Origin of the sequence: Cupriavidus oxalaticus (assembly GCF_004768545.1) — a bacterium.
In the GTDB taxonomy this organism is placed as follows: domain Bacteria; phylum Pseudomonadota; class Gammaproteobacteria; order Burkholderiales; family Burkholderiaceae; genus Cupriavidus; species Cupriavidus oxalaticus_A.
Genome location: NZ_CP038635.1, coordinates 785685 through 808967 on the forward strand (window position 1 = coordinate 785685; position 23283 = coordinate 808967).

The following is a 23283-nucleotide window of genomic DNA, read 5'->3' on the forward strand; positions in this document are numbered from 1 at the left end:
CGGCAGGCTGGCGACGCAGCGTTTCGTTTACTGGTAGTCGAGCGTAAATATCATGGCGCTCGACACGCTGCCAGGCGATGGCGCGCCCCCCAGCGAGACATAGCGCGCACCGAAGCGGTAGGTGGAAGGCACGTTGGCGGCAACGTTGCCCATGGCATTCCGTACTTGCAGCGGCACGGGCGCGCTGCCGATGGCGTCGACGATCTGCACGCCCACGTTGCTGGCCACGCCGCCCGTGCCGGCGCCAGCGATGCCGAGGATGCCATTGGGTGCCGACTGCACCGGCGTGCTCCCCCCGCCGTCCAGCGTCAGGCCGACGATGGCAGCCCCGCTGCAGGTCAGTTGGATCGAGAAGGGTGTATTACCGGCGGCGCCTTGTGTGGCCAGCGTGCGGGCGCTGACATTGGGCAACGTCACCACGGCGGGGTAGTTGACTGTGCAGGCAATCTCACGTGGCGAGGCATTGCCCGAAAAGCCGATGTAGTTGACGTAGCCGCCACCGAGCGCGCCTGAAAGCGAGCCTTGGTACACGCCGAAGCCAAAGCGTGTCTGGGTTGGGTCAAGATCGCCGCCTGCGATTGGGCCCGTCTTGACGAACTCAACCGATACCGATACGGAATAGGTCAAGTCGTTATTCAGGCTGCCAAGGTTGGCCGTCCGCGTATCGCAGTTGATGCCTTTCGCATTGGTCATCGGCTGCCCTGCGGCGTTGCGCAAGCGGATGCCGATGCCGGCCACACCGGTCGAATAGACGCCAGGCATGACTTCACTGCCTGATCCGTAGTAGCAGGAGATGATGGGCGCGCCGGCTACCACGGCAGGCGGTTTCTCGGTACAGGCGCCGGTGAATGTGTAGTAGCGCGTCGTGCCGGGAATGGTGCTCCCCACCGGCAGGTTAACCGCTACCGCCATGTTGTTCATGGTCTGGAGGTAGGGCATGGCAGGCGTGGCAGTGCAGTCGGCATGAGCGAGGCTCGGGGCTGCCAGGCAGGCGGCGAGCATTAGCCCGCGTTTGAGCGCACGGAGCAGGCGAGCGGCGATGGGTAGGGCTATGTGCATAGGTGTCGGCAGTAGCGGAGGCCGGCTGTGACCGCGCGAAGTTCGGGTTCGCTGCAGTCGGCGCTGCCTTGCGGTTGAAGGACGAGCCAACTTTAGTCGTACCGCTCTGTGCCCATGACCGGAAAATTCCGAATGCGTTAGGAAAATTTCGGCAGTTGCGGCGCCCAGGCTGACAATGTCACCGCTGCTCAGCAGCTTGCGGACACGAAAAACGGGCCACGGCGGCCCGTTGATGCAATACCCGTGCCCTGCGCGGGCAGGACTAATGCAACATCTCCGACGAGTCGTCGTCCTCGTCCCAATCATCGTGCATCATCGGCGCATCTGGCGCCATGTCGAAGACCATGGAGTGGTAGCGTACGCTGAACCACTCCCGGAACATCTCCAGCGTCAGGGTCTCGGGCCATAGCGAATCGTCGAACCATTCGCCCAGCATGAATTCGAAGAACTCCTGCCAGCGCTTCTCGACCCAGTGGACCGCGTTGGCGTGCGTATCCGCGAGTTCTTCGGGCAGCAGGAACACGCTCTGGTCCTCGCGCACCTGCTCTAGCGTGAGACCGGCAACCGGCTGTGGATCGACCGCCTGGATCCAGTCCAGGAACGGCTGTTCCGGAACCAGCGCGACCATGGCGCGGTTGATGGTATAGCGGGGATAGTCGGACATGGGGAGAGATGTGGAGGACTTCGGCGGGGTATTGTAATCGTCCGGATGCCCGAGGAAACGCTGTGCCGCCGCCAATGCGCGGCGGTCGCCTTTCCCGGTTCGGCGAACGCTAATGGTAGTTCATCGAGAACGTTGCGACGATATTTGCGAGTCCGCTCGATGCCACCGGGCTGGTCTCGTAGTATCGCGCAGTCATGGGAATGGCTGATCGCCCGGTTGTCACCTCGGAAACCGATCATGCCGCGCCGCGTGCGCCGGAAACAAAAAACCCGTGAAGACGCTGGTCATCACGGGTTTCCCGGGCTTCGGAGATGGAGGTCTCCGAAGTGTTGACTGGTGGAGCCGGCGGGAATCGAACCCGCGTCCGCAAGCCCTCCACAGAGAGTTCTACATACTTAGTTCTGTCATTTGATTTAACCGGCGCATCGCGGACGAACACGCTCTACGACGGCGAGTCACTAAATTTTCGTCCCCGGACCCGTGACACTTCCGGAGCTTATCTGACGTAAATGACCTCGCGTGGTCTTGCGACCCTAGCCCGTCAGCGAGCCAGTGCGAGGACGGCGGCCCTTAGGCTGCCAGTGCGTAACGTTCGTCGTTAGCAGTTATTGCATTCCCATTGATTAACGAGGTGACGGGTCCTCGGTATGCCCTCCACTGCTTTGTAACCCACGTCGAAACCAGGTCGGCCCCAGTGAGAAGAAGCTGGATTGTACCCGGTTGGATGGAAAGTGTCTCGGGGAGTTCCATGGCCGCCAGCTGTGCGCTGGCCGCCACGCCGCTAGCCGACCGCGACGGGGACCAGCAGCGGGATCAGTTCGGCCGGATGGCGCACCAGGTGGTCGGCGCCCCATGCCTCCGGCGGCTCGCCGTCGCCGCAGTAGCCATAGGCGGCCGTGACCGTCATCATGCCGGCGGCCTTGCCCGCCTGGATGTCGCGCAGGTCGTCGCCGACGTACACGCAGCGGCGTGGGTCGACACCGGCACTCGCGGCGGCGTGCAGCAGCGGGGCGGGGTGGGGCTTGGCGTGGGCCGTGGTGTCGCCGCTGACCACTGCGCTGGCGCGCGGCGCCAGCCCGATGGCGGCGACCAGCGGCACCGTGAAACGCGCAATCTTGTTGGTGACGATACCCCAGGGGATGCCCGCTGCTTCGAGCGCCGACAGCACTTGCGGCATGCCGTCGAACAGGCGCGTGTGCACGGCGATGTCGGCTTCGTAATAGTCGAGAAAGATATCCCGCAACGCCGGAAAGTCGGCATCGTCGGGCACCAGCCCGAACGCCGCGCCGAGCAGGCCGCGCGCGCCATGCGAGGCGACGGGCCGAAGCTTCTCATACGCCACCGGCGGGCGGCCGCGCTCGACGACCAGCCGGTTGGCGGCGGCGGCCAGGTCGGGCGCCGTGTCCGCCAGCGTGCCGTCGAGGTCGAAGAAGACGCCTGCGATGCCCCCGCTCATGCCGACACCCGGCGGAACGCCATCATGTAATTCACATCCGTGTCGCGGCCGAGCGCATAGACCTGCGACAGCGGGTTGTAGGTCATGCCGCGCATCTCGATCAGGTCAAGCCCTGCGTTGCGGGCGAAGCGCGCCAGTTCCGACGGAGTGATGAATTTTTCATAATCGTGCGTGCCGCGCGGCAGCATGTTCAGCACGTACTCGGCGCCCACGATGGCCAGCAGGTAGGCCTTCAGGTTGCGGTTGATGGTCGAGAAGAAAACGTAGCCGCCCGGCTTTACCAGCGTCGCGCAGGCTTGCACGATCGAGGCCGGATCCGGTACGTGCTCGAGCATCTCCATGCACGTCACGACCTCCACGCTGCCCGGCTCGCGCGCCGCCAGCGCTTCCGCCGCGATTTCCTCGTAGGTGACGGCAACGCCGGACTCCAGGCTGTGCAGGTCCGCGACCTTGAGCGCCTTGCCGGAGAGATCGATGCCGCGCACGGTCGCACCGAGGCGCGCCATGCTCTCGGACAGGATGCCGCCGCCGCAGCCCACGTCGACCACGCGCTTGCCCGCCAGTCCGGCAATGCCGTCGATCCAGCCCAGGCGCAGCGGATTGAGTTCATGCAGCGGCTTGAACTCGCTCTCGGGATCCCACCAGCGGTGGGCGAGCTCGCTGAACTTGTCGATTTCCTTGGGGTCGGCGTTCCGGCGCAGCGGATCGGGATGGGTGGACAGGGTCTGGGAGGGCAACGTCATCGTATGCGGGCCGGCGGCAACTGCCCACGCCGGCGGAGGAGGTGTGTGGGCAACTGTATCAAAAAAAAAGCCCAGCTTGCGCTGGGCTTTCTTGATCGGAAAGGATCCGATTAACGTGCGCTGCGGGTGCCGACCACTTCGACTTCCACGCGGCGGTTCGGCTGCTGGCAGGCGATCTGGGCCTTGCGGTTGCCCTTGCACGACTTCGGGTCGACCTTCAGCTGGCGCTTGCCCTTGCCTTCGGTGTAGACGCGGTTGGCTTCAACGCCCTTGCTCACCAGGTAAGCCTTGACCGATTCAGCACGGCGGATCGACAGGCGATCGTTGTACTTGTCCGAGCCGAACGAGTCGGTGTGGCCAACGGCGATGATGACTTCCAGGGTGATGCCTTGCAGCTTCGAGACCAGGTCGTCCAGCTTGGCCTTGCCTTCCGGCTTCAGGACAGCCTTGTCGAAGTCGAACAGGGTGTCAGCAGCGAAAGTGACCTTCTCGCTCGACACGACCGGCGGAGCCACCGGGGCCGGTGCCGGTGCCGGGGCTGCGGGAGCCAGCGCGCCGTCGCACAGGGCGTTGGCGGTGGCCGGAGTCCAGGAGCTGTCGCGCCAGCAGAGCTCGTTCGTGCCATTCTTCCACACGTACTCGCTCGTACCGTTGCCCCAGTTATCGTTCACTGCCTTCTTTTCGTAGGGGACGGACTGGGCTTGAGCGGATGCAGCCATTACTGCGGTAGCTGCAACGAGCGCGAGCTTGGCAAATTTTTTCATATTTCTCCTCTCAGGATGAGATCACCGCAGGGTTACTGCGAGCAAATGGACGAAAACAAGTCATACATTCTTCGGAGTATAACATTCTCGATGTGGTGTATGCTCCACTTCGAACAATGTCTGGCTCTTCGCTGGGGAATTGTGCCACAAGGGTCGTTTCCTAAGAAGTAAATATATTCGATTCGCCCCATGGGTTTTGGGCCTGTGGTGTTTGTGCAACATAGGTCTTGTGTCGCCCGCAAAGCCTTGTGGCATCAGGGTTTCCGGGATTCGGGCAAGGCCGCCGGCTGGCTCCGGCGAGGCTGTCCGAGGGCGGTAAGTCGGGGATGCCGGCATGTTAGAATGGCACGTTGCCCAGCCGTCAGGCGCCTGCCGGCGCCACGTGCAAAAGGGCCTGTCATTCGCTTAAACCTGCCGCATAAACCACGCCGCAATGGATCCATTCGCAAAAGAAACCCTTCCGGTCTCCCTCGAAGAGGAAATGCGCCGCTCCTATCTCGACTACGCCATGAGCGTGATCGTCGGGCGCGCGCTTCCCGATGTGCGGGACGGCCTGAAACCGGTGCACCGGCGCGTGCTGTTTGCGATGCACGAGCTCAACAACGACTGGAACCGTCCGTACAAGAAGTCGGCCCGTATTGTCGGGGATGTGATTGGTAAGTATCACCCGCACGGTGACACTGCTGTATACGACACCATTGTCCGCATGGCGCAGGACTTCTCCCTGCGCTACATGCTGGTGGACGGGCAGGGCAATTTCGGTTCGGTCGATGGCGATAACGCCGCGGCCATGCGTTATACCGAAATCCGCCTGTCGAAAATCGCCCACGAGATGCTGCATGACATCGACAAGGAAACCGTCGATTTCGACAGCAACTATGACGGCTCCGAAAAAGAGCCTTCTATTCTCCCGGCCCGTATTCCCAATCTGCTAATCAATGGTTCCTCGGGTATTGCAGTGGGTATGGCCACCAATATCCCCCCGCATAACCTGAATGAAATCGTCGACGGCTGCCTGCATCTGCTGCGCAATCCGCAGGCGACGGTGGATGAACTGATTGAATTGATTCCGGCTCCGGATTTTCCGACCGCCGGCATTATTTATGGCATCCAGGGTGTGCGCGAAGGTTATCGCACCGGCCGCGGCCGCGTGGTCATGCGCGCCAAGACGCACTTCGAGGATATCGACCGGGGCCAGCGCCAGGCGATCATCGTCGACGAGCTGCCCTACCAGGTGAACAAGCGCACCTTGCTTGAGCGCATCGCCGAGCTGGTTACGGAAAAGAAGATCGAAGGCATCTCGGATATCCGCGACGAGTCGGACAAGTCGGGCATGCGCGTGGTGATCGAGCTCAAGCGCAACGAGGTCCCCGAGGTCGTTCTTAACAACCTGTATAAGAACACCCAGCTGCAGGACACCTTCGGCATGAACATGGTGGCGCTGGTCGACCGCCAGCCGCGCCTGCTGAACCTGAAGCAGATGCTGGAGTACTTCCTCGCGCACCGCCGCGAGGTCGTGACCCGCCGCACCGTGTTCGAGCTGCGCAAGGCGCGCGAACGCGGCCATGTGCTGGAAGGCCTGGCCGTGGCGCTGGCGAATATCGACGAGTTCATCGCCATCATCAAGGCCGCGCCCACGCCGCCGATCGCCAAGCAGGAGCTGATGTCCAAGGCCTGGGATTCCGGCCTGGTGCGCGAGATGCTTGCACGTGCCGAGAGCGAGACCCCCGGGGGGCGCGCATCGTACCGGCCGGACGGCCTGCCGGCGGTGTTCGGCATGCAGGCCGACGGCCTCTACAAGCTGTCAGACGGCCAGGCGCAGGAAATCCTGCAAATGCGCCTGCAACGCCTCACCGGGCTGGAGCAGGACAAGATCGTCCAGGAATACCGCGACATCATGGCGGAAATCGCCGATCTGCTGGATATCCTGGCCCGTCCCGAGCGCATTACTGCAATCATCACCGATGAACTCACCGCTATCCGCGCCGAGTTCGGCGATGACCGCCGTTCGCAGATCGAACTGAACGCGACCGAGCTGGACACCGAGGACCTGATCACGCCGCAGGACATGGTGGTCACCCTGTCGCACAGCGGCTATATGAAGAGCCAGCCGATCTCCGAGTATCGCGCGCAGAAGCGCGGCGGGCGCGGCAAGCAGGCGACGGCAACCAAGGAAGACGACTGGATCGACACCCTGTTCGTGGCCAATACCCACGACTACATCCTGTGCTTCTCGAACCGCGGCCGGCTGTACTGGCTGAAGGTCTATGAAGTGCCGCAGGGTTCCCGCAACTCGCGCGGGCGTCCGATCGTCAACATGTTCCCGCTGTCTGACGGCGAAAAGATCAACGTGATCCTGCCGGTGCGCCAGTTCGACGCCGAGCACTTTATCTTCATGACCACCGCACGCGGCACGGTCAAGAAGACCGCGCTGACCGAGTTCTCCAACCCGCGCAAGGCCGGCATCATTGCCGTCGACCTGGACGAGGGCGACTACCTGATCGGTGCTGCCGTGACCGACGGCCAGCATGACGTGATGCTGTTCTCGGATGCCGGCAAGGCGGTGCGTTTCGACGAAAACGACGTGCGCCCCATGGGCCGCCAGGCACGAGGCGTGCGCGGCATGAACCTGGAGGACGGCCAGGCCGTGATCGCCATGCTGGTTGCGCCCGCCGAATCCGCCGAGGAAGCGGAGGCGGGCGGGCGTGGCAGCGTTCTGACCGCGACCGAGAACGGTTACGGCAAGCGCACGCCGATCGCCGAGTACACTCGACACGGCCGCGGCACCAAGGGCATGATCGCGATCCAGACCAGCGAGCGCAACGGCCGCGTCGTGGCGGCGGCGCTGGTTTCGCCGGAAGACGAAATCATGCTGATCACCACCGGCGGTGTGCTGATCCGTACCCGCGTCGGTGAAATCCGTGAAATGGGCCGGGCCACGCAGGGCGTCACGCTGATCAACGTCGACGAGGGTACCAAGCTGTCCGGCCTGCAGCGCATCGTCGAGAGCGACGCCGACAATGGCGCCGGCCCGGAAGAGACGGAAGAGGCGGGCGGTAACGCCGATGCCGACGCCAATTCGTAACCAATTGCCCCCATCGCGCGTTAAAACGTAAATTGTTGCAACAACAGGACGTCAGCCGGAACTCGACTTGCGGCTGTCCGGACTAAAACGGACGTATTTACCAGGGAGTCACAATGCTCAAAACCTATCGACGTATCGCTGTTCTGGCCGCTTTCGTTCCGACCTTCATGGTGGCGCAGCATGCCCATGCACAGGACGCGGAAAAGACGGCAGCCATCAAGGAACTGCTTTCCGTCATGCAGGCTGACCAGGCCGTCAAGGGCCAGGCAGAAAACTGGCAACAAGGCGCCAAGCAGGAAGCCCCGCTGGTGCTGGAGCAGGTTCTGGTCGAGAACAAGACCCTGAGCGACAAGCAGAAGCAGGCCGCGGTTGAAAAGCTGAAGAAGAACGGCGCGGTCCAGCGCATGGTTGACGGCGCCGGCACGGCATTCAACACCGATGGTTTCCGCAAGGACGCCATCCAGGCCCACTACGACGCCTTCGGCAAGTACTACTCCACGCAGGAACTGAAGGATCTGACCACGTTCCTGAAGTCGCCGACCGGCCAGAAGTTCATGGCCAACCAGGGCAAGGCGACCCAGGAGATCTGGGGCTCGATGATGCAGAAGTACGGCCCGCAGGTCGGCAAGTCGATGCGCGACGCGGCCGAGAAGGAAATCACCGCCGCGTCGAAGTGATCTTCGCCGCAGGGGCCTGAGGCATTGCGCCGCAATGCGCCGTAATGTGTCGCTAAGGCCGCCTCGCGCGGGCCGGCGCTGCACCGGGGTCCAACCCCGGGCGCCCAACCGGGCACGGGTTTGAGGGATAATGGCTGCTTGGGTAACTCCGGCAGCCATTTTTCCTTTCCCCGTCTCATGAACGATCCCCAGAATCCCGCTCTTGCCGGCATGATGCAGCGTGCATTGGCCGAACGCGTCTACAACTTCTCCCCGGGCCCGGCCATGCTGCCGGCCGAAGTGCTGCAACAGGCTGCCGAGGAAATGCTGTCATGGCGCGGGACCGGGGTTTCGGTGATGGAGATGAGCCATCGCAGCCGCGAGTTCGAGGGCATCCACAACGAGGCCATCGCCGACCTGCGCGAGCTGCTGCATATCCCCGACAATTTCCGCGTGCTGTTCCTGCAGGGCGGGGCCATTGGCGAAAACGGCATCGTGCCGCTGAACCTGATGCGCCTGCGCAATGCCGAGCAGCCCAAGGCCGACTTCGTCGTCACCGGCACCTGGTCGATCAAGACCGAGCAGGAAGCGCGCCGCTACGGTACGGTCAATATCGCCGCGTCCAACGAGGCGGAAAAATTCCACCGCATTCCCGCTGTTGCCGACTGGAAGCTGTCGGATGACGCCGCCTACGTGCACCTGTGCACCAACGAGACCATTGTTGGCGTCGAGTTCCAGGACATTCCCGATATCGGCCAGGTCAAGGGCAAGCGCGTGGTGGTGGCCGATGCTTCCAGCCATATCCTGTCGCGCCCGATCGACTGGTCGCGCGTGCAGGTGGTCTACGGCGGCGCGCAGAAGAATATCGGCCCGGCCGGCGTCACCATCGTGATCGTGCGCGAGGACCTGCTGGGCCACGCGCATCCGCTGTGCCCGTCGGCATTCAACTGGCGCCAGGTGGCCGAGAACAATTCGATGTACAACACGCCGCCGACGTACGCCATCTACATCGCCGGACTGGTCTTCAAATGGCTCAAGCGCCAGGGCGGCGTGCCGGCGATCGAACAGCGCAATATCGCCAAGGCTACGGCGCTGTACGACTTCCTGGACCAGAGCGACTTCTACCGCAACGAGATCGCTCCGGGCTGCCGTTCGCGCATGAACGTGCCGTTTTTCCTCGGCGACGAATCCCGCAACGATGCCTTCCTGGCGCAGGCACGCGCCAATGGCCTGGTGCAACTCAAGGGACACAAGACCGTGGGCGGCATGCGCGCCAGCATCTACAACGCGATGCCGCTGGAAGGTGTGACGGCGCTGATCGATTTCATGCGCGAGTTCGAACGCACCTCGGCCTGAGGCGCGTGTCCGCGACACAGCCCACGCGCCATCGCGCGCGCGGGCTGGCGCGGACAGGTTTTTCCCCGGCCGCCGCGCCCCGGCGGCCCACCGGATTCATACAATGACAAGTCAAGACAGCACCCCTGCGCACGAGGAGACGCAGCCCAACGGCAACCACCTGAGCGAGGCCGAACGCAACCTGTCGGTCGAGCTGGCGCCGCTGCGAGAGCAGATCGACACGGTGGACCGCGAACTGCTGGCCATGCTGAACCAGCGGGCCAAGCTCGCGCTCGCGGTTGGCGAGGTCAAGAAGAAGTATGGCGCGCCCGTGTTCCGCCCGGAGCGCGAGCTGCAGGTCATCCGCAAGGTGCAGGGTGCCAATCCGGGTCCGCTGCTGGGCGAGAGCGTGGCCGCGATCTGGCGCGAGGTGATGTCCGCCTGCCGCGGGCTGGAGAAGCCGCTGGAAGTCGCTTTCCTGGGCCCGGCCGGCACGTTCTCGGAGCAGGCGCTGTATGCGCACTTCGGCCATGAGGTGAGCGGCGTGCCTTGCCCCAGCATCGACGAAGTGTTCCGCGCGGTCGAGGCAGGCACTGTCGAATACGGCGTGGTGCCGGTGGAAAACTCGACCGAGGGCGCGGTGTCGCGCACGCTCGACCTGTTCCTGCAGACGTCGCTGAAGATCAGCGGCGAGATCGCGCTGAAGGTGCATCACAACCTGATGGCGTCGACGCCCGACATGAAGGGCGTGACCGTGGTGTGCGCGCACGCGCAGGCGCTGGCGCAGTGCCAGCACTGGCTGACGGCCAACTATCCGCACCTGGAGCGCCAGGCGGTGTCGAGCAATGCCGAAGCCGCGCGCATGGCCAGCGAGGACCCCACCGTCGCGGCGATCGCCGGCGAATCGGCTGCGAACCGCTACCACCTGCACTTGGTGCGCACGCATATCCAGGACGATCCGCACAACCGCACGCGTTTCGCCGTGATCGGCCGCTACGAGACCGAGCCGTCGGGCAGCGATCAGACCTCGATGATCCTGTCGGTGCCGAACAAGGCCGGCGCGGTGTACCAGCTGCTGGCGCCGCTGGCCGAGAACGGCGTGTCGATGTGCCGCTTCGAATCGCGTCCGGCGCGCAGCGGTGCGTGGGAGTATTACTTCTACGTCGACGTCGAAGGGCACCAGCATGAGCCGGCGGTGGCACGCGCGATCGACGAACTGCGCCGCAACGCGGCCTATCTGAAGGTGCTGGGCTCGTATCCGTCGAGCAAGTAAGGTGAATAACCAAGGCCAGCGCAACCGGAGCAAGGAGACAAGATGGCAGAACAGGGTAAGCATGGCGGCACGGTGTTCGGACCGGACTATGTGCGGGCGATCTCGCCGTACGTGGCCGGCAAGCCGATTTCCGAAGTCGCGCGCGAGTTCGGCCTGGACGAGGCCGGCATCGTCAAGCTCGCCTCCAATGAGAATCCGCTGGGCATGCCGGCGTCGGCGCAGCGCGCCGTGGCTGCCGCCGTCGCCGACCTGGGGCGCTACCCTGATTCAAACTGCTTTGCGCTGAAGGCCGCTTTGTCGGCGCGTTTCGGCGTGCCGGAGGACTGGCTCACGCTCGGCAACGGCAGCAACGACATCCTTGAGCTGGCCGCACATGCGCTGGTCGAGCCCGGCCAGTCGATCGTCTATGCCGAGTACTCGTTCGCGGTCTATGCGCTGGCGACACAGGAGATCGGCGCCCGGGCCATCGAAGTACCGGCGCGCGATTTCGGCCACGATCTCGATGCCATGGGCGCGGCGATCGCGCCGGATACGCGGCTGGTCTTTATCGCCAACCCCAACAATCCCACCGGCACCTTCCTGCCGGCTGCGCAGGTCGAGGCCTTCCTGCGCTCGGTGCCGCCGAACGTGGTGGTGGTGCTGGACGAGGCCTACAACGAATACCTGGATGCCCACCAGCAATACGATTCGATCGAGTGGGTGCGCCGCTATCCCAACCTGATGGTGTCGCGCACCTTCTCCAAGGCGTATGGCCTGGCGGGGCTGCGCATCGGCTATGCAGTGGCACAGCCGGCGCTGACCGATCTGCTTAACCGCATCCGCCAGCCGTTCAATGTCAACAGCGTGGCGCAGGCCGCGGCGATCGCGGCGCTGGGCGATGCCGAGTTCCTGCGCCGTAGCGCGGAGCTGAACCGTGCGGGCAAGGCGCAGCTGATCGAGGCCTGCGATCGTCTCGGGCTCGAATACGTGCCGTCGTCGGGCAACTTCGTGCTGGTCCGCGTCGGCGACGACGACGGTGCCGGTGCACGTGTCAACCTGGCCTTGCTCAAGCAGGGCGTGATCGTGCGCCCGGTGGGCAACTACAACCTGCCGCGCTGGCTGCGCGTGACCATCGGCCTGCCCGAGGAAAACGCGGCCTTCATTGCGGCACTGGAGCGGGCGCTGGCGTAAGCCCCGCTACAATCGCGGCGATTCGCGCCGGGCCGCTGTGCCCGGCGCCGTGCCTTTTTGCTATCGCTCGGCCCGGCCGAGCCACTGCCCGTCGGGCCTGAAATCGTGAGTGCTTTGCATTTTTCCCGTGTTGTCATTGTCGGCGTCGGCCTGATCGGCGGCTCGCTCGCGCTGGCGCTCAAGCGTGCCGGCGTGGCGGGCACGGTGGTCGGCGTGGGCCGCTCGCCCGCGTCGCTGCAGAAGGCGCTGGACCTTGGCGTGATCGACGAGGCGGCGACGCTCGCCGATGCCGCGCGCGGCGCCAGCGTAATCGTGCTGTGCGCGCCGGTGGCGCAGAACTTTGCGCTGCTGCATGCGCTGGAGCCGCACCTGCAGCCCGGCACCATCGTCACCGATGCGGGCAGCACCAAGTCCGACGTGATCATGGCGGCCAAGACCGCGCTGGGCGACAAGGTCGCGCAGTTCGTGCCGGCGCATCCGATCGCCGGGCGCGAGCTCAACGGCGTGGAAGCCGCGCTCGCCGACCTGTATGTCGGCAAGAAAACCGTGCTGTGCCCGTTGCAGGAGAATTCGCGCGCCGATGTCGCGGCGGTCCGCGCAATGTGGGAGCAAGCCGGCGCGCAATGCCACGTGATGTCGGCGGTGCAGCACGACGCGGTGTTCGCGTCGGTCAGCCACCTGCCGCACGTGCTGTCGTACGCGCTGGTGGCGCAAGTGGCCAATGCCGAAGACGCTGCGCTGAAGCTGGATTTTGCCGGTGGCGGGTTCCGCGATTTCACGCGCATCGCGGCCTCGTCGCCGGAAATGTGGCGCGACATCTGCGTAGCCAACCGCGAGGCGCTGCTGCGTGAACTGGGCACCTACCAGTCGGTGCTTGCGCACCTGAAGACGCAGATCGAGAAGGGCGACGGCGACGCGCTTGAACGCATCTTCACGCGCGCCAGCAAGACCCGGCTGGCCTGGGGCGCCGAACGCGCCGCGGGCAACAACCATATCGAACCGTAATACGAACCCCGAGGCGCCCCGGCGCCTACCGAGACCATGGAACACCTGACGCTTGGCCCCCTGACTCGCGCCACCGGCACCGTGCGGCTGCCGGGCTCGAAGAGCATCTCCAACCGCGTGCTGCTGCTGGCCGCGCTGGCCACCGGCGAAACCCGCGTGCGCGACCTGCTCGATTCCGACGACACCCGCGTGATGCTGCAGGCGCTGCGCACGCTGGGCGTGGCGTGGCGGCAGGACGGCGCCGATTACATCGTGGCCGGCGCCGGCGGCAATTTCCCGAACAAGTCGGCCGAGCTGTTCATGGGCAACGCCGGCACGGCGATCCGCCCGCTGACGGCCGCGCTGGCGCTGCAGGGCGGCAGCTACAAGCTATCGGGCGTGCCGCGCATGCACGAGCGGCCGATCGGCGACCTGGTCGACGGCCTGCGCCAGGTCGGCGCGGTGATCGACTACCTTGGCAATGAAGGTTTCCCGCCGCTGCATATCCAGCCCGCCGGCATCCGCATCGACGCGCCGATCCGCGTGCGCGGCGATGTGTCGAGCCAGTTCCTGACCGCGCTGCTGATGAGCCTGCCGATGGCGCAGAGCGACAGCGGACGGATCGAGATCGAGGTGGTGGGCGAGCTGATTTCCAAGCCCTATATCGAGATCACGCTGAACCTGCTGGCGCGTTTCGGCATCCAGGTCGAGCGGCAGGGCTGGGAACGCTTCGTGCTGCCGGCCGGCGCGGCCTACCAGTCACCCGGCGAGATCTATGTGGAGGGCGATGCGTCCTCGGCATCGTATTTCCTGGCGGCCGGGGCGATCGGCGGCGGGCCGGTGCGGGTCGAGGGCGTGGGCATGACCAGCATCCAGGGCGACGTGCGTTTTGCCGATGCGCTCAACCGCATGGGCGCCAACATCATGGCGGGCGACAACTGGATCGAAGTGCGCGGTACGGAACGCGACGATGGCCGGCTGCACGGCATCGAGCTCGACTGCAACCACATCCCCGACGCGGCCATGACGCTGGCGGTGGCGGCGCTGTTTGCCGAAGGCACCACGACCCTGACCAATATCGCCAGTTGGCGCGTCAAGGAAACCGACCGGATCGCCGCGATGGCAACGGAACTGCGCAAGCTGGGCGCAGTCGTGGAAGAAGGGGCGGACTATCTGCGTGTGACGCCGCCGCCCGCCTGGCAGACCCCGGCGGACGGCATTGGCACCTATGATGACCATCGCATGGCGATGTGTTTCTCGCTGGCCGCATTCGGGCCGCTGCCGGTGCGGATCAACGACCCGGGTTGCGTGGCGAAGACGTTCCCGGACTACTTCAGCGTATTTGCCGGCGTTACGCGCTGACCAGGTCGCCGGTCGTGGCGCGGGTCCTGGTTGCTTCGCCGCTGGCAGGAGCCTGGCGGCGCTCGCGCCGTTCCCAGTAGCGATCGAAGAAGTAGTGCGCCACGGTATTGACGGCCGGTTCGATGAAAGTGATGGCACCGCTGATGGCAAGGCTGCCGGTCAGCGCATACGTCACGCTGAAAGCGATGCCGAGGTGCATGATGCCGAACGTCAGGGTTTTTGCCATGGTAGATTGCCTCGCAACTGAAAACTGGAGGGTGCTGGCCGCGATTGCGGCGAAGCGCCATGAATCAAATGATAATGATTCTCAGTTGGTTTAACAATAAATCGTTTCTTTGAGTTTCATAACCAATGACTATTGTCAGCGTCATCACCATTGACGGGCCGACCGCCTCGGGCAAGGGAACGGTCGCACACAAGGTCGCCGACGCGGTGGGATTCCATCTGCTCGACAGCGGGGCCCTGTACCGGCTGGTGGCGTTGGCCAGCGATCGCGCCGGCGTTGACCTGGCCGACGTGGACACCCTGGCAAAGGTCGCCTCGCGCCTTGAAGTGAAGTTCGGCCCGGACCGGGTCTGGCTGCAGGGAGAGGAAGTCAGCCTGGCGATCCGTGCGGAGGCCATCGGCAACCGCGCCTCGGCCATCGCCGTGCACCAGCCGGTGCGCGACGCGCTGACCCAGCTGCAGCGCGACTTCCGCAAGCTGCCAGGCCTGGTCGCCGACGGCCGGGACATGGGCACCGTGATCTTTCCGGACGCCCAGTTGAAAGTGTTCCTCACGGCAAGTGTTGAAGCGCGTGCTCGCAGGCGCTATAAACAATTGATTGATAAGGGAATTTCTGCTAATATCGAAGACCTTTTGCGTGACCTCGAGGCGCGCGACGCGCGGGATCGCAACCGCGCCGCCGCACCGCTGCGTCCCGCCGAGGATGCAAAGCTGCTGGATACCTCCGACATGACGGTGGATCAGGCAGTGGCGCAGGTGCTGGAGTGGTTTGCCGCTGTGCGGTCCGGTGCATGAATGCATCGGACGCATGACAAGCGAACGGACCTCGCCCGCACCAGATGGGGCCAGCCCGGACATGCCTGATCGGCCCGACGCTGGCTTGTGTAAAACCTGACCCCGCTGCACTGGCAGACTGAGCGCGATAGTCGCGCCGGCCAGCGTACTGCGGATTTCACCTTACGTTTATGTCCGACCTGCAAACTAACGAATCCTTTGCCGCACTGTTCGAGGAATCGATCGCCCGCTCCAATATGAAGGCTGGCGAAGTGATCTCCGCTGAAGTCGTGCGCATCGACCACAACTTCGTGGTCGTCAATGCCGGCCTCAAGTCCGAGGCATTTGTGCCGGTGGAGGAGTTCCTGAACGACCAGGGCGAACTCGAAGTGCAGGCCGGCGACTACGTCTCCGTGGCCATCGACGCACTCGAGAACGGCTATGGCGACACCATCCTGTCCCGCGACAAGGCCAAGCGTCTGGCATCGTGGCTGAACCTCGAGAAGGCGCTGGAAGACGGCGAGATCATCTCGGGTACCGTGACCGGCAAGGTCAAGGGCGGCCTGACGGTCATGGTCAACGGCATCCGCGCGTTCCTGCCGGGCTCGCTGGTTGACGTGCGTCCGATCAAGGACACCACCCCGTACGAAGGCAAGACCCTGGAATTCAAGGTCATCAAGCTGGACCGCAAGCGCAACAACGTTGTGCTGTCGCGCCGCGCCGTGGTCGAAGCGACCCTGGGCGAAGAGCGCCAGAAGCTGATGGAAACCCTGAAGGAAGGCGCCATCGTCAACGGTATCGTCAAGAACATCACCGACTACGGTGCGTTCGTTGACCTGGGCGGCATCGACGGCCTGCTGCACATCACCGACCTGGCCTGGCGCCGTGTCCGCCACCCGAGCGAAGTGCTGTCGGTTGGCCAGGAAATCACCGCCAAGATCCTCAAGTTCGACCAGGAAAAGAACCGCGTCTCGCTGGGCGTGAAGCAGCTGGGCGAAGATCCGTGGGTCGGCATCTCGCGCCGCTACCCGCAAGGCACCCGCCTGTTCGGCAAGGTGACCAACCTGACCGACTACGGCGCGTTCGTCGAGATCGAAGCCGGCATCGAAGGCCTGGTGCACGTGTCGGAAATGGACTGGACCAACAAGAACGTGGCTCCGTCGAAGGTTGTCCAGCTGGGCGACGAAGTGGAAGTCATGGTCCTGGATATCGACGAAGACAAGCGTCGTATCAGCCTGGGCATGAAGCAGTGCAAGGCCAACCCGTGGGACGATTTCTCGCGCAACCACAAGAAGGGCGACAAGCTGAGCGGCCAGATCAAGTCGATCACCGACTTCGGCGTGTTCATCGGCCTGCCTGGTGGCATCGATGGCCTGGTGCACCTGTCCGACCTGTCCTGGCAAGAGTCCGGCGAAGACGCCGTGCGCAAGTACAAGAAGGGCGACGAAGTCGAAGCCGTGGTTCTGGGCATCGACGTCGACAAGGAGCGCATCTCGCTGGGCATCAAGCAGCTGTCGGGCGATCCGTTCAACAACTTCATCTCGGCCAACGACAAGGGCTCGATCGTTACCGGCACCATCAAGGCCGTTGACGCCAAGGGCGCCGTGGTCCAGCTGGCTGACGACGTGGAAGGCTACCTGCGTGCTTCGGAAATCTCCGCTGACCGTGTGGAAGACGCCCGCAACGTGCTGAAGGAAGGCGAGCAGATCACCGCCCTGGTGGTGAACGTCGACCGCAAGTCGCGCAATATCAACCTGTCGATCAAGGCCAAGGACAGCGCAGAGCAGCAAGAAGCGATGCAGAAGTTCCAGGCTGACACCGGCACGGCTGGCACGACCAACCTCGGCGCCCTGCTGAAGGCCAAGCTCGGCCAGGACAACCAGTAATCGCAGGCCCCCGCGCTTGCGCGTATGCCCATGACCAAGTCGGAGCTCGTCGAAAAACTGGCTGCCCGCTTCCCGCAGCTGCTGCTGCGGGATGCGGACATCTCGGTCAAAACGATACTCGACGCGATGTCCGAGGCGCTGGCCGATGGCCATCGCATCGAGATCCGCGGATTCGGCAGTTTTGGTCTGAACAAGCGTCCGCCTCGCGTGGGGCGCAATCCCAAGTCCGGCGAGCGGGTGCTGGTACCTGAAAAACGGGTGCCGCACTTCAAGGCGGGCAAGGAGTTGCGCGAACGGGTTGACCGCAGCCAGCCGGCGCCTGCGGGCGTCAATGGCAACGGCCATTCCGTCGGTACGGCCCAGGCCGTGCCGGGCAAGGCAAGCACTGGCGCCGCTGCAGCGCCGCTGCACGAGGGCGGACTGAACCTGGTCCGGCCCTGAGCATCGGCTGCCTGCCCAGTTGTCTGGCAAGTCAAAAAAAGCGCCCCAAAGGGCGCTTTTTTTATTCTGCAGCGCTATGCCTGCTGCTCGCGCCCGATGAGGCATCGCCGCGCAATACGTGTCAGCGCCCGCAGAGCCACGCGCGTTAGCCTCCCGTAACCGCCGCGTTACCGAATCGAGGAAGTGATTCCGCTACAATGCCGGGGTCATTGCCGGCCCGCGCGCAAGCGCCGGCGCCGCTTAAACGTCACGCTGCCAAGCTGCCTACCTGCATGAAACTGTTCGCCTGGATCGTCCGTATCGTCGTATTCGTGCTGCTGTTCGTGCTGGCGCTGCGCAATACCGCCGACGCTTCGCTGCAGCTGTTCTTCAACGCCGTCTGGCACGCCCCGCTGATCCTGATCCTGTTCGCCGCCTTCGTGCTTGGCGCGGTCGCGGCGCTGGCCTCGGTGGCGCCCGGCCTGATGCGCCAGCGCATGGAGGTCGCCAAGCTGCGCCGCGCGCTGACGCAGGTGCAGGCGGCCGCCGCTTCAGCATCGCCGCAGCCGGCCGCTGCAAGCACGGCCACGCCGCGCGACGCCAAGCCGGTCCCTTACAACGTAGTCGGCCCGAAAGTCTGATCCATGATGTTTGAAACCTGGTGGTTGCTGGCGCTGCCACTTGTCTTTGGCCTCGGCTGGATGGCGGCGCGCTTCGACGTGCGGCAGCTTATCAGCGAGCAGGGCGCGCTGCCGCGTTCGTATTTCAAGGGCCTCAACTTCCTGCTCAACGAGCAACCCGACAAGGCCATCGACGCCTTTATCGAGGTGGCCCGCCTTGATCCCGAGACCACCGAACTTCACTTTGCCCTTGGCGCGCTGTTCCGCCGCCGCGGCGAAACCGAGCGCGCCATCCGCGTGCACCAGAACCTGGCAACCCGTCCCGACCTGCCCGAGCCGGAGCGCGAACATGCGCTCTACGAACTGGGCCAAGACTTCCTGCGCGCCGGCCTGCTGGACCGCGCCGAAGAGTCGCTGCGCCGGCTGATGTCCGGCCCGTACGCAGCCTCGGCCAAGCGCGTGCTGCTCGAGCTGTACGAGGTCGAGAAAGAGTGGCAGAAGGCCATCGACGCCGCGCGCGAACTGCAGACGCTGGAGCAGAAGAGCTACAGCCTGCAGATCGCCCAGTTCTGCTGCGAACTGGCGCAGGATGCGCTGCAGCGCAAGCGTCCCGAAGATGCGGTGAAGTGGCTGAACCAGGCCATCGAAGAAAATCCGGCCAATGTGCGCGCGCCCATCCTGCTGGGCGACGTGGCGGCCGCCGCTGGCGACGCCCGTGCCGCGCTCGGCCACTGGCTGGGCATCGAACGACAGGACGCCTCTTATCTGCCGCTGGTCGCCGACCGCGTGGTCAAGGCCTACGCCAGCCTGCAGCAGGAAGGTACGGCGCTGGAGTGGCTGCACGGCCTGCTCAAGGGCAAGCTCGCACCGGAACTGCTCGACACTGCCTACAAGGCCGAGCTCGAAACGAACGGCCCCGAGGCCGCGGCGCGCCTGATGCGCGAGCAATTGCGGCGCCAGCCCACGCTGCTGGCGCTGACAAAGTACTTTGAGGCGCAGGCCGCCGTCACCTCGGCCGAAGTGCCGGCAGGTGCCGAAGCCCCCGCCGAGGACGGCGCCAGCGAGCGCGATCAGGAAACCGGCGCGATCCGCGACCTGCTGCAGGCGCGCACGCGCAACCTGGCGCGCTACACCTGCCGCGAATGCGGTTTCCGCGCCCGCCTGTTCTACTGGCAATGCCCGGGTTGCAACCGCTGGGAAACCTACGCCCCGCGGCGTTCCGAGACGCTCGGCTGAGCCCGGCGCGCAGCACCACAGAATCTGACCTGAAGCCATGAAAGTCACCATTATCGGCAGCGGCTACGTCGGCCTCGTCACCGGCGCTTGCCTGGCGGAGCTGGGCAACGATGTGTTCTGCCTCGACCTGGACGAAAAGAAGATCGCGCTGCTCAATGCGGGCGGCGTGCCGATCTACGAGCCGGGCCTGCAGGAGCTGATCCAGCGCAACCGCGCCGCCGGCCGCCTGGTTTTTTCCACCGACGTCGCCGCCAGCGTCGAGCATGCCGACGTGCAGTTCATCGCCGTCGGCACGCCGCCGGACGAAGACGGCTCGGCGGACCTCAAGTACGTGCTGGCCGCGGCGCACAATATCGGTCGGCACATGACCGGCTTCAAGGTCGTGGTCGACAAATCCACCGTGCCGGTGGGCACGGGCGACCGCGTCACGGCCGCGATCCGCGAGGAACTGGCCGCGCGCGGGCTGGAAGACCTGCAGTTCTCGGTGGTGTCGAACCCCGAGTTCCTGAAGGAGGGCGCCGCCGTCGAGGACTTCATGCGCCCCGACCGCATCGTGCTGGGCTGTAACCCGGACGCCGCCGGCCGCCATGCGCAGGCCACCATGCGCACGCTGTACGCGCCGTTCAACCGGCACCATGAGCGCACGTTCTACATGGATGTGCGTTCCGCCGAGTTCACCAAGTACGCCGCCAATTCGATGCTGGCCACGCGGATCTCGTTCATGAACGAACTGGCGAACCTGGCCGACGAGGTCGGCGCCGATATCGAACTTGTGCGCATGGGTATCGGCTCGGATCCCCGCATCGGCTACAGTTTCCTGTATGCCGGCGCGGGCTACGGCGGTTCGTGCTTTCCCAAGGACGTGCAGGCGCTGATGCGCACCGCGGCCGACCATGGCAAGTCCATGCGCGTGCTCGAGGCGGTGGAAGCGGTCAACGGTGCGCAGAAGCGCGTGCTGGGCGAGAAGATCGTGCGCCGCTTCGGCGACGACCTTGCCGGCCGCACCTTTGCCATGTGGGGGCTGGCCTTCAAGCCCAATACCGACGATATGCGCGAGGCGCCGTCGCGGGTCCTGGCGCGGGAGCTGGTGTCGCGCGGCGCTGCGCTGCGCGTGCACGACCCGGTGTCGATGGTTGAAGCACGCCGCGCACTGGAGTCCGACCTGTCCGACCTGCCGGACGCGATGGCGCGCGTCAGCTTCCACGACAACCAGATGGATGCGCTGGACGGTGCCGACGCGCTGGCCATCGTGACCGAATGGAAGGTATTCCGCAGCCCGGATTTCGGCCAGATCAAGCGGCGGCTGAAGACGCCGGTGATCTTCGACGGGCGCAACCTGTACGAGCCCCAGGCGATGGCCGAGAGCGGCGTCGAGTACCACGCCATCGGCCGCGCGGCCCGGCCCGGACAACAGGCGGCGCACGATTCCGCGAACAAATAGAGCGTGCACGGGTCAACGACTGATCAACGACATGCTGACGAGGCGGCGCTGGCTGCCTCGCAATCGCCAAGGATCTTCATGAACAAGACCATCCCGCAGGAACAGATCCGGCAGTCCCATATCCTGGTGGTCGGCGACATGATGCTGGACCGCTACTGGTTCGGCGACGTCGAACGCATCTCGCCGGAAGCCCCGGTGCCGGTGGTGCAGGTCAAGCGCAGCGACGAGCGCCTGGGCGGCGCCGCCAACGTGGCGCGCAACGCCGCTGCGCTGGGCGCGCGCGTGGGCATGCTGGGCGTCGTCGGCGACGACGAGCCGGCGCGCACGCTCGAGGCGCTGCTCGCCGAGAGCCACGTCGAGCCCTACCTGCACCGCGACTCCAAGCTAAATACCACTATCAAGCTGCGCGTAGTCGCCCACCAGCAGCAACTGCTGCGCGTGGACTTCGAAAACGCCCCGGCGCACGAAGTGCTGGCCGCGGTACAGGACCGGTTCCAGGGCCTGATCAACGACTACCAGGTGCTGGTGCTGTCCGACTACGGCAAGGGCGGCCTGACGCACGTTTCCCGCATGATCGACGCCGGCCGCGCAGCCGGCCGCAAGGTGCTGATCGACCCCAAGGGCGACGACTACTCGCGCTACCGCGGCGCCACGCTGATCACCCCCAACCGCTCCGAGATGCGTGCCGTGGTCGGCGCCTGGAAGACCGAGGCCGACCTCACCATCCGCGCGCAGAACCTGCGCCGCGAACTGCAACTGGAGGCGCTGCTGCTGACGCGCTCGGAGGAGGGCATGACGCTCTACACGGAAGCCGAAGTGCTGCACGTCTCGGCCCAGGCGCGCGAGGTCTATGATGTATCGGGTGCCGGCGATACCGTGATCGCCACGCTGGCGACCATGCTGGGCGCGGGCGTGACGCTCAAGGAAGCCGTGCAGCATGCCAACCGCGCCGGCGGCATCGTGGTCGGCAAGCTCGGCACCGCCGTCGTTACCTACCCTGAATTGTTCGGCACCGCCCCGTGACGCGCGGCGCCCATTACTGAAGCAACCATGACCATCATCGTGACCGGCGCCGCCGGCTTTATCGGCAGCAACCTCGTCAAGGGCCTGAACGAACGGGGCGAGACCAATGTCATCGCCGTCGACAACCTGACCCGCGCCGACAAGTTCCACAACCTCGTCGACTGCGAGATCTCCGACTACCTGGACAAGGAGGACTTCCTCGAGCGCTTTGCAAAGGGACAGTTCGGCAAGGTCCGCGCGGTGTTCCACGAAGGCGCCTGCTCCGACACCATGGAGAGCGACGGGCGCTACATGATGGAGAACAACTACCGCTACACGGTGTCGCTGATGGAGAGTTGCCTGGAGCAGGGCGCGCAGTTCCTCTATGCTTCGTCGGCCGCGACCTACGGCGCCTCGCAGGTGTTCCGCGAGGACCGCGAGTTCGAGCGTCCGCTGAACGTGTACGGCTACTCCAAGTTCCTGTTCGACCAGATTGTGCGGCGCAGGCTGCCGTCTGCACTGTCGCAGATCGTCGGCTTCCGCTATTTCAACGTGTATGGCCCGCGCGAGAACCACAAGGGCCGCATGGCGTCGGTGGCTTTCCACAATTTCAACCAGTTCCGCGCCGACGGTACCGTGAAGCTGTTCGGCGACTACGGCGGGTATGGTCCCGGCATGCAGAGCCGCGACTTCATCTCGGTCGAGGACGTGGTCAAGGTCAACCTGTACTTCCTTGACCATCCCGAGAAGTCCGGCATCTTCAACCTGGGCACCGGCCGGGCGCAGCCGTTCAACGACATCGCCGTCACCGTGGTCAATACGCTGCGCGAGGCGGAAGGCAAGCCGAGCCTGTCGCTGGAAGAGCTGGTACAGGAAGGCCTGGTCGAGTACGTCAAGTTCCCCGACGCGCTGCGCGGCAAGTACCAGTGCTTTACGCAGTCCGATGTGTCGAAGCTGCGCGGCGCCGGCTACGGTGAGGCCTTTCTGACGGTCGAGGAAGGCGTGGCGCGCTACTGCCGCTGGCTGATCGGGCGCAACGGCTGACGACCGCATCCAGCATTTCCTCGATCCCGATGACCGGCCGACACGTTTTCGTGCGGCCGGTGTCAACTTGTGTTGCCGTATGCG

The 23283-nt window shown here is 64.8% G+C and carries 21 protein-coding genes and 1 other RNA gene; 15 read left to right on the top strand and 7 right to left on the bottom strand.

Annotated features, from left to right (window positions below; all coding sequences use genetic code 11):
- Positions 1-27 precede the first annotated feature (27 nt).
- From E0W60_RS14415 to ompA, 6 genes are all read right to left on the bottom strand, one after another.
- Positions 28-939 carry a fimbrial protein gene (locus E0W60_RS14415; protein ID WP_240745931.1) on the bottom strand — a complete coding sequence of 304 codons (912 nt, stop codon included), beginning with the start codon at positions 937-939 and terminating at the stop codon, positions 28-30.
- A gap of 382 nt (positions 940-1321) precedes the next feature.
- The gene (locus E0W60_RS14420) at positions 1322-1723 is read right to left on the bottom strand and encodes a hypothetical protein (RefSeq protein WP_133094000.1); all 402 of its coding nucleotides are present in this window, start codon (positions 1721-1723) and stop codon (positions 1322-1324) included.
- Positions 1724-2057: 334 nt separating this feature from the next.
- Positions 2058-2416, bottom strand: a transfer-messenger RNA (tmRNA) gene (gene ssrA / locus E0W60_RS14425).
- An 88-nt stretch (positions 2417-2504) separates the two neighbouring features.
- The gene (gene gph / locus E0W60_RS14430; protein ID WP_133094001.1) at positions 2505-3179 is read right to left on the bottom strand and encodes a phosphoglycolate phosphatase; all 675 of its coding nucleotides are present in this window, start codon (positions 3177-3179) and stop codon (positions 2505-2507) included.
- Complete coding sequence (gene ubiG, locus E0W60_RS14435; RefSeq protein WP_133094002.1) at positions 3176-3922, bottom strand: bifunctional 2-polyprenyl-6-hydroxyphenol methylase/3-demethylubiquinol 3-O-methyltransferase UbiG; 747 nt, start codon at positions 3920-3922, stop codon at positions 3176-3178. Before ubiG ends, gph begins: the two co-directional genes overlap by 4 nt.
- 110 nt (positions 3923-4032) lie before the next feature.
- Positions 4033-4686: an outer membrane protein OmpA gene (gene ompA / locus E0W60_RS14440; protein ID WP_029045719.1), complete on the bottom strand. Its 654-nt coding sequence runs from the start codon at positions 4684-4686 to the stop codon at positions 4033-4035.
- A 433-nt stretch (positions 4687-5119) separates the two neighbouring features.
- Between ompA and gyrA the strand changes: the two genes are divergently transcribed.
- The 7 genes from gyrA (at position 5120) to aroA (ending at position 14551) form a co-directional block, all read left to right on the top strand.
- Entirely contained in the window at positions 5120-7771 is a 2652-nt protein-coding gene (gene gyrA, locus E0W60_RS14445; RefSeq protein WP_133094003.1) for a DNA gyrase subunit A, read from the top strand.
- A 113-nt stretch (positions 7772-7884) separates the two neighbouring features.
- Positions 7885-8448 (top strand): DUF2059 domain-containing protein, encoded by a 564-nt coding sequence (locus E0W60_RS14450; protein ID WP_029045717.1) that lies wholly within the window; start codon positions 7885-7887, stop codon positions 8446-8448.
- Positions 8449-8625: 177 nt separating this feature from the next.
- Positions 8626-9783: a 3-phosphoserine/phosphohydroxythreonine transaminase gene (gene serC, locus E0W60_RS14455; RefSeq protein ID WP_133094004.1), complete on the top strand. Its 1158-nt coding sequence runs from the start codon at positions 8626-8628 to the stop codon at positions 9781-9783.
- A 103-nt stretch (positions 9784-9886) separates the two neighbouring features.
- Positions 9887-11035 (top strand): prephenate dehydratase, encoded by a 1149-nt coding sequence (pheA, locus tag E0W60_RS14460; protein ID WP_135704776.1) that lies wholly within the window; start codon positions 9887-9889, stop codon positions 11033-11035.
- A gap of 42 nt (positions 11036-11077) precedes the next feature.
- Entirely contained in the window at positions 11078-12205 is a 1128-nt protein-coding gene (gene hisC, locus E0W60_RS14465; RefSeq protein WP_135704778.1) for a histidinol-phosphate transaminase, read from the top strand.
- A 105-nt stretch (positions 12206-12310) separates the two neighbouring features.
- A complete protein-coding gene (locus E0W60_RS14470) occupies positions 12311-13210 on the top strand; it encodes a prephenate dehydrogenase (RefSeq protein ID WP_133094007.1) in 900 nt (299 codons plus the stop codon).
- Positions 13211-13246: 36 nt separating this feature from the next.
- On the top strand, positions 13247-14551 hold the full coding sequence (aroA, locus tag E0W60_RS14475; protein ID WP_133094008.1) for a 3-phosphoshikimate 1-carboxyvinyltransferase: 1305 nt from the start codon (positions 13247-13249) through the stop codon (positions 14549-14551).
- Here aroA and E0W60_RS14480 read toward each other — a convergent pair.
- Complete coding sequence (locus E0W60_RS14480) at positions 14541-14777, bottom strand: DUF2061 domain-containing protein (protein WP_133094009.1); 237 nt, start codon at positions 14775-14777, stop codon at positions 14541-14543. The genes aroA and E0W60_RS14480 overlap by 11 nt on opposite strands.
- 125 nt (positions 14778-14902) lie before the next feature.
- Between E0W60_RS14480 and cmk the strand changes: the two genes are divergently transcribed.
- The 8 genes from cmk to rfaD all read left to right on the top strand — a co-directional run bounded on the left by cmk (position 14903) and on the right by rfaD (position 23199).
- Complete coding sequence (gene cmk, locus E0W60_RS14485) at positions 14903-15571, top strand: (d)CMP kinase (protein WP_135704780.1); 669 nt, start codon at positions 14903-14905, stop codon at positions 15569-15571.
- Positions 15572-15741: 170 nt separating this feature from the next.
- Positions 15742-17436, top strand: coding sequence for a 30S ribosomal protein S1 (gene rpsA, locus E0W60_RS14490; protein ID WP_133094010.1), 1695 nt, complete (start codon positions 15742-15744; stop codon positions 17434-17436).
- Between the two features lie 30 nt (positions 17437-17466).
- The gene (locus E0W60_RS14495; protein WP_135704782.1) at positions 17467-17877 is read left to right on the top strand and encodes an integration host factor subunit beta; all 411 of its coding nucleotides are present in this window, start codon (positions 17467-17469) and stop codon (positions 17875-17877) included.
- A 272-nt stretch (positions 17878-18149) separates the two neighbouring features.
- The gene (locus tag E0W60_RS14500; protein WP_133094012.1) at positions 18150-18497 is read left to right on the top strand and encodes a LapA family protein; all 348 of its coding nucleotides are present in this window, start codon (positions 18150-18152) and stop codon (positions 18495-18497) included.
- A gap of 3 nt (positions 18498-18500) precedes the next feature.
- Complete coding sequence (lapB, locus tag E0W60_RS14505) at positions 18501-19712, top strand: lipopolysaccharide assembly protein LapB (RefSeq protein ID WP_135704784.1); 1212 nt, start codon at positions 18501-18503, stop codon at positions 19710-19712.
- 37 nt (positions 19713-19749) lie between these two features.
- Positions 19750-21153: a UDP-glucose dehydrogenase family protein gene (locus tag E0W60_RS14510; protein ID WP_133094014.1), complete on the top strand. Its 1404-nt coding sequence runs from the start codon at positions 19750-19752 to the stop codon at positions 21151-21153.
- A gap of 78 nt (positions 21154-21231) precedes the next feature.
- Positions 21232-22176, top strand: a complete 945-nt coding sequence (gene rfaE1 / locus E0W60_RS14515; RefSeq protein ID WP_133094015.1) for a D-glycero-beta-D-manno-heptose-7-phosphate kinase — start codon at positions 21232-21234, stop codon at positions 22174-22176.
- A 27-nt stretch (positions 22177-22203) separates the two neighbouring features.
- Positions 22204-23199: an ADP-glyceromanno-heptose 6-epimerase gene (rfaD, locus tag E0W60_RS14520; RefSeq protein WP_135704786.1), complete on the top strand. Its 996-nt coding sequence runs from the start codon at positions 22204-22206 to the stop codon at positions 23197-23199.
- Positions 23200-23283 lie beyond the last annotated feature (84 nt).

Excerpts from the sequence above, each read along its gene's own strand:
- E0W60_RS14500 (WP_133094012.1), top strand. The coding sequence starts at position 18,150 with ATGAAACTGTTCGCCTGGATCGTCCGTATCGTCGTATTCGTGCTGCTG.
- E0W60_RS14415 (WP_240745931.1), bottom strand. The coding sequence starts at position 939 with ATGCCCTACCTCCAGACCATGAACAACATGGCGGTAGCGGTTAACCTG.
- pheA (WP_135704776.1), top strand. The coding sequence starts at position 9,887 with ATGACAAGTCAAGACAGCACCCCTGCGCACGAGGAGACGCAGCCCAAC.
- gph (WP_133094001.1), bottom strand. The coding sequence starts at position 3,179 with ATGAGCGGGGGCATCGCAGGCGTCTTCTTCGACCTCGACGGCACGCTG.
- E0W60_RS14510 (WP_133094014.1), top strand. The coding sequence starts at position 19,750 with ATGAAAGTCACCATTATCGGCAGCGGCTACGTCGGCCTCGTCACCGGC.
- aroA (WP_133094008.1), top strand. The coding sequence starts at position 13,247 with ATGGAACACCTGACGCTTGGCCCCCTGACTCGCGCCACCGGCACCGTG.
- lapB (WP_135704784.1), top strand. The coding sequence starts at position 18,501 with ATGATGTTTGAAACCTGGTGGTTGCTGGCGCTGCCACTTGTCTTTGGC.
- serC (WP_133094004.1), top strand. The coding sequence starts at position 8,626 with ATGAACGATCCCCAGAATCCCGCTCTTGCCGGCATGATGCAGCGTGCA.
- E0W60_RS14450 (WP_029045717.1), top strand. The coding sequence starts at position 7,885 with ATGCTCAAAACCTATCGACGTATCGCTGTTCTGGCCGCTTTCGTTCCG.
- E0W60_RS14495 (WP_135704782.1), top strand. The coding sequence starts at position 17,467 with ATGACCAAGTCGGAGCTCGTCGAAAAACTGGCTGCCCGCTTCCCGCAG.
- rpsA (WP_133094010.1), top strand. The coding sequence starts at position 15,742 with ATGTCCGACCTGCAAACTAACGAATCCTTTGCCGCACTGTTCGAGGAA.
- hisC (WP_135704778.1), top strand. The coding sequence starts at position 11,078 with ATGGCAGAACAGGGTAAGCATGGCGGCACGGTGTTCGGACCGGACTAT.
- cmk (WP_135704780.1), top strand. The coding sequence starts at position 14,903 with ATGACTATTGTCAGCGTCATCACCATTGACGGGCCGACCGCCTCGGGC.
- ubiG (WP_133094002.1), bottom strand. The coding sequence starts at position 3,922 with ATGACGTTGCCCTCCCAGACCCTGTCCACCCATCCCGATCCGCTGCGC.
- rfaD (WP_135704786.1), top strand. The coding sequence starts at position 22,204 with ATGACCATCATCGTGACCGGCGCCGCCGGCTTTATCGGCAGCAACCTC.
- E0W60_RS14480 (WP_133094009.1), bottom strand. The coding sequence starts at position 14,777 with ATGGCAAAAACCCTGACGTTCGGCATCATGCACCTCGGCATCGCTTTC.
- gyrA (WP_133094003.1), top strand. The coding sequence starts at position 5,120 with ATGGATCCATTCGCAAAAGAAACCCTTCCGGTCTCCCTCGAAGAGGAA.
- ompA (WP_029045719.1), bottom strand. The coding sequence starts at position 4,686 with ATGAAAAAATTTGCCAAGCTCGCGCTCGTTGCAGCTACCGCAGTAATG.
- E0W60_RS14420 (WP_133094000.1), bottom strand. The coding sequence starts at position 1,723 with ATGTCCGACTATCCCCGCTATACCATCAACCGCGCCATGGTCGCGCTG.
- rfaE1 (WP_133094015.1), top strand. The coding sequence starts at position 21,232 with ATGAACAAGACCATCCCGCAGGAACAGATCCGGCAGTCCCATATCCTG.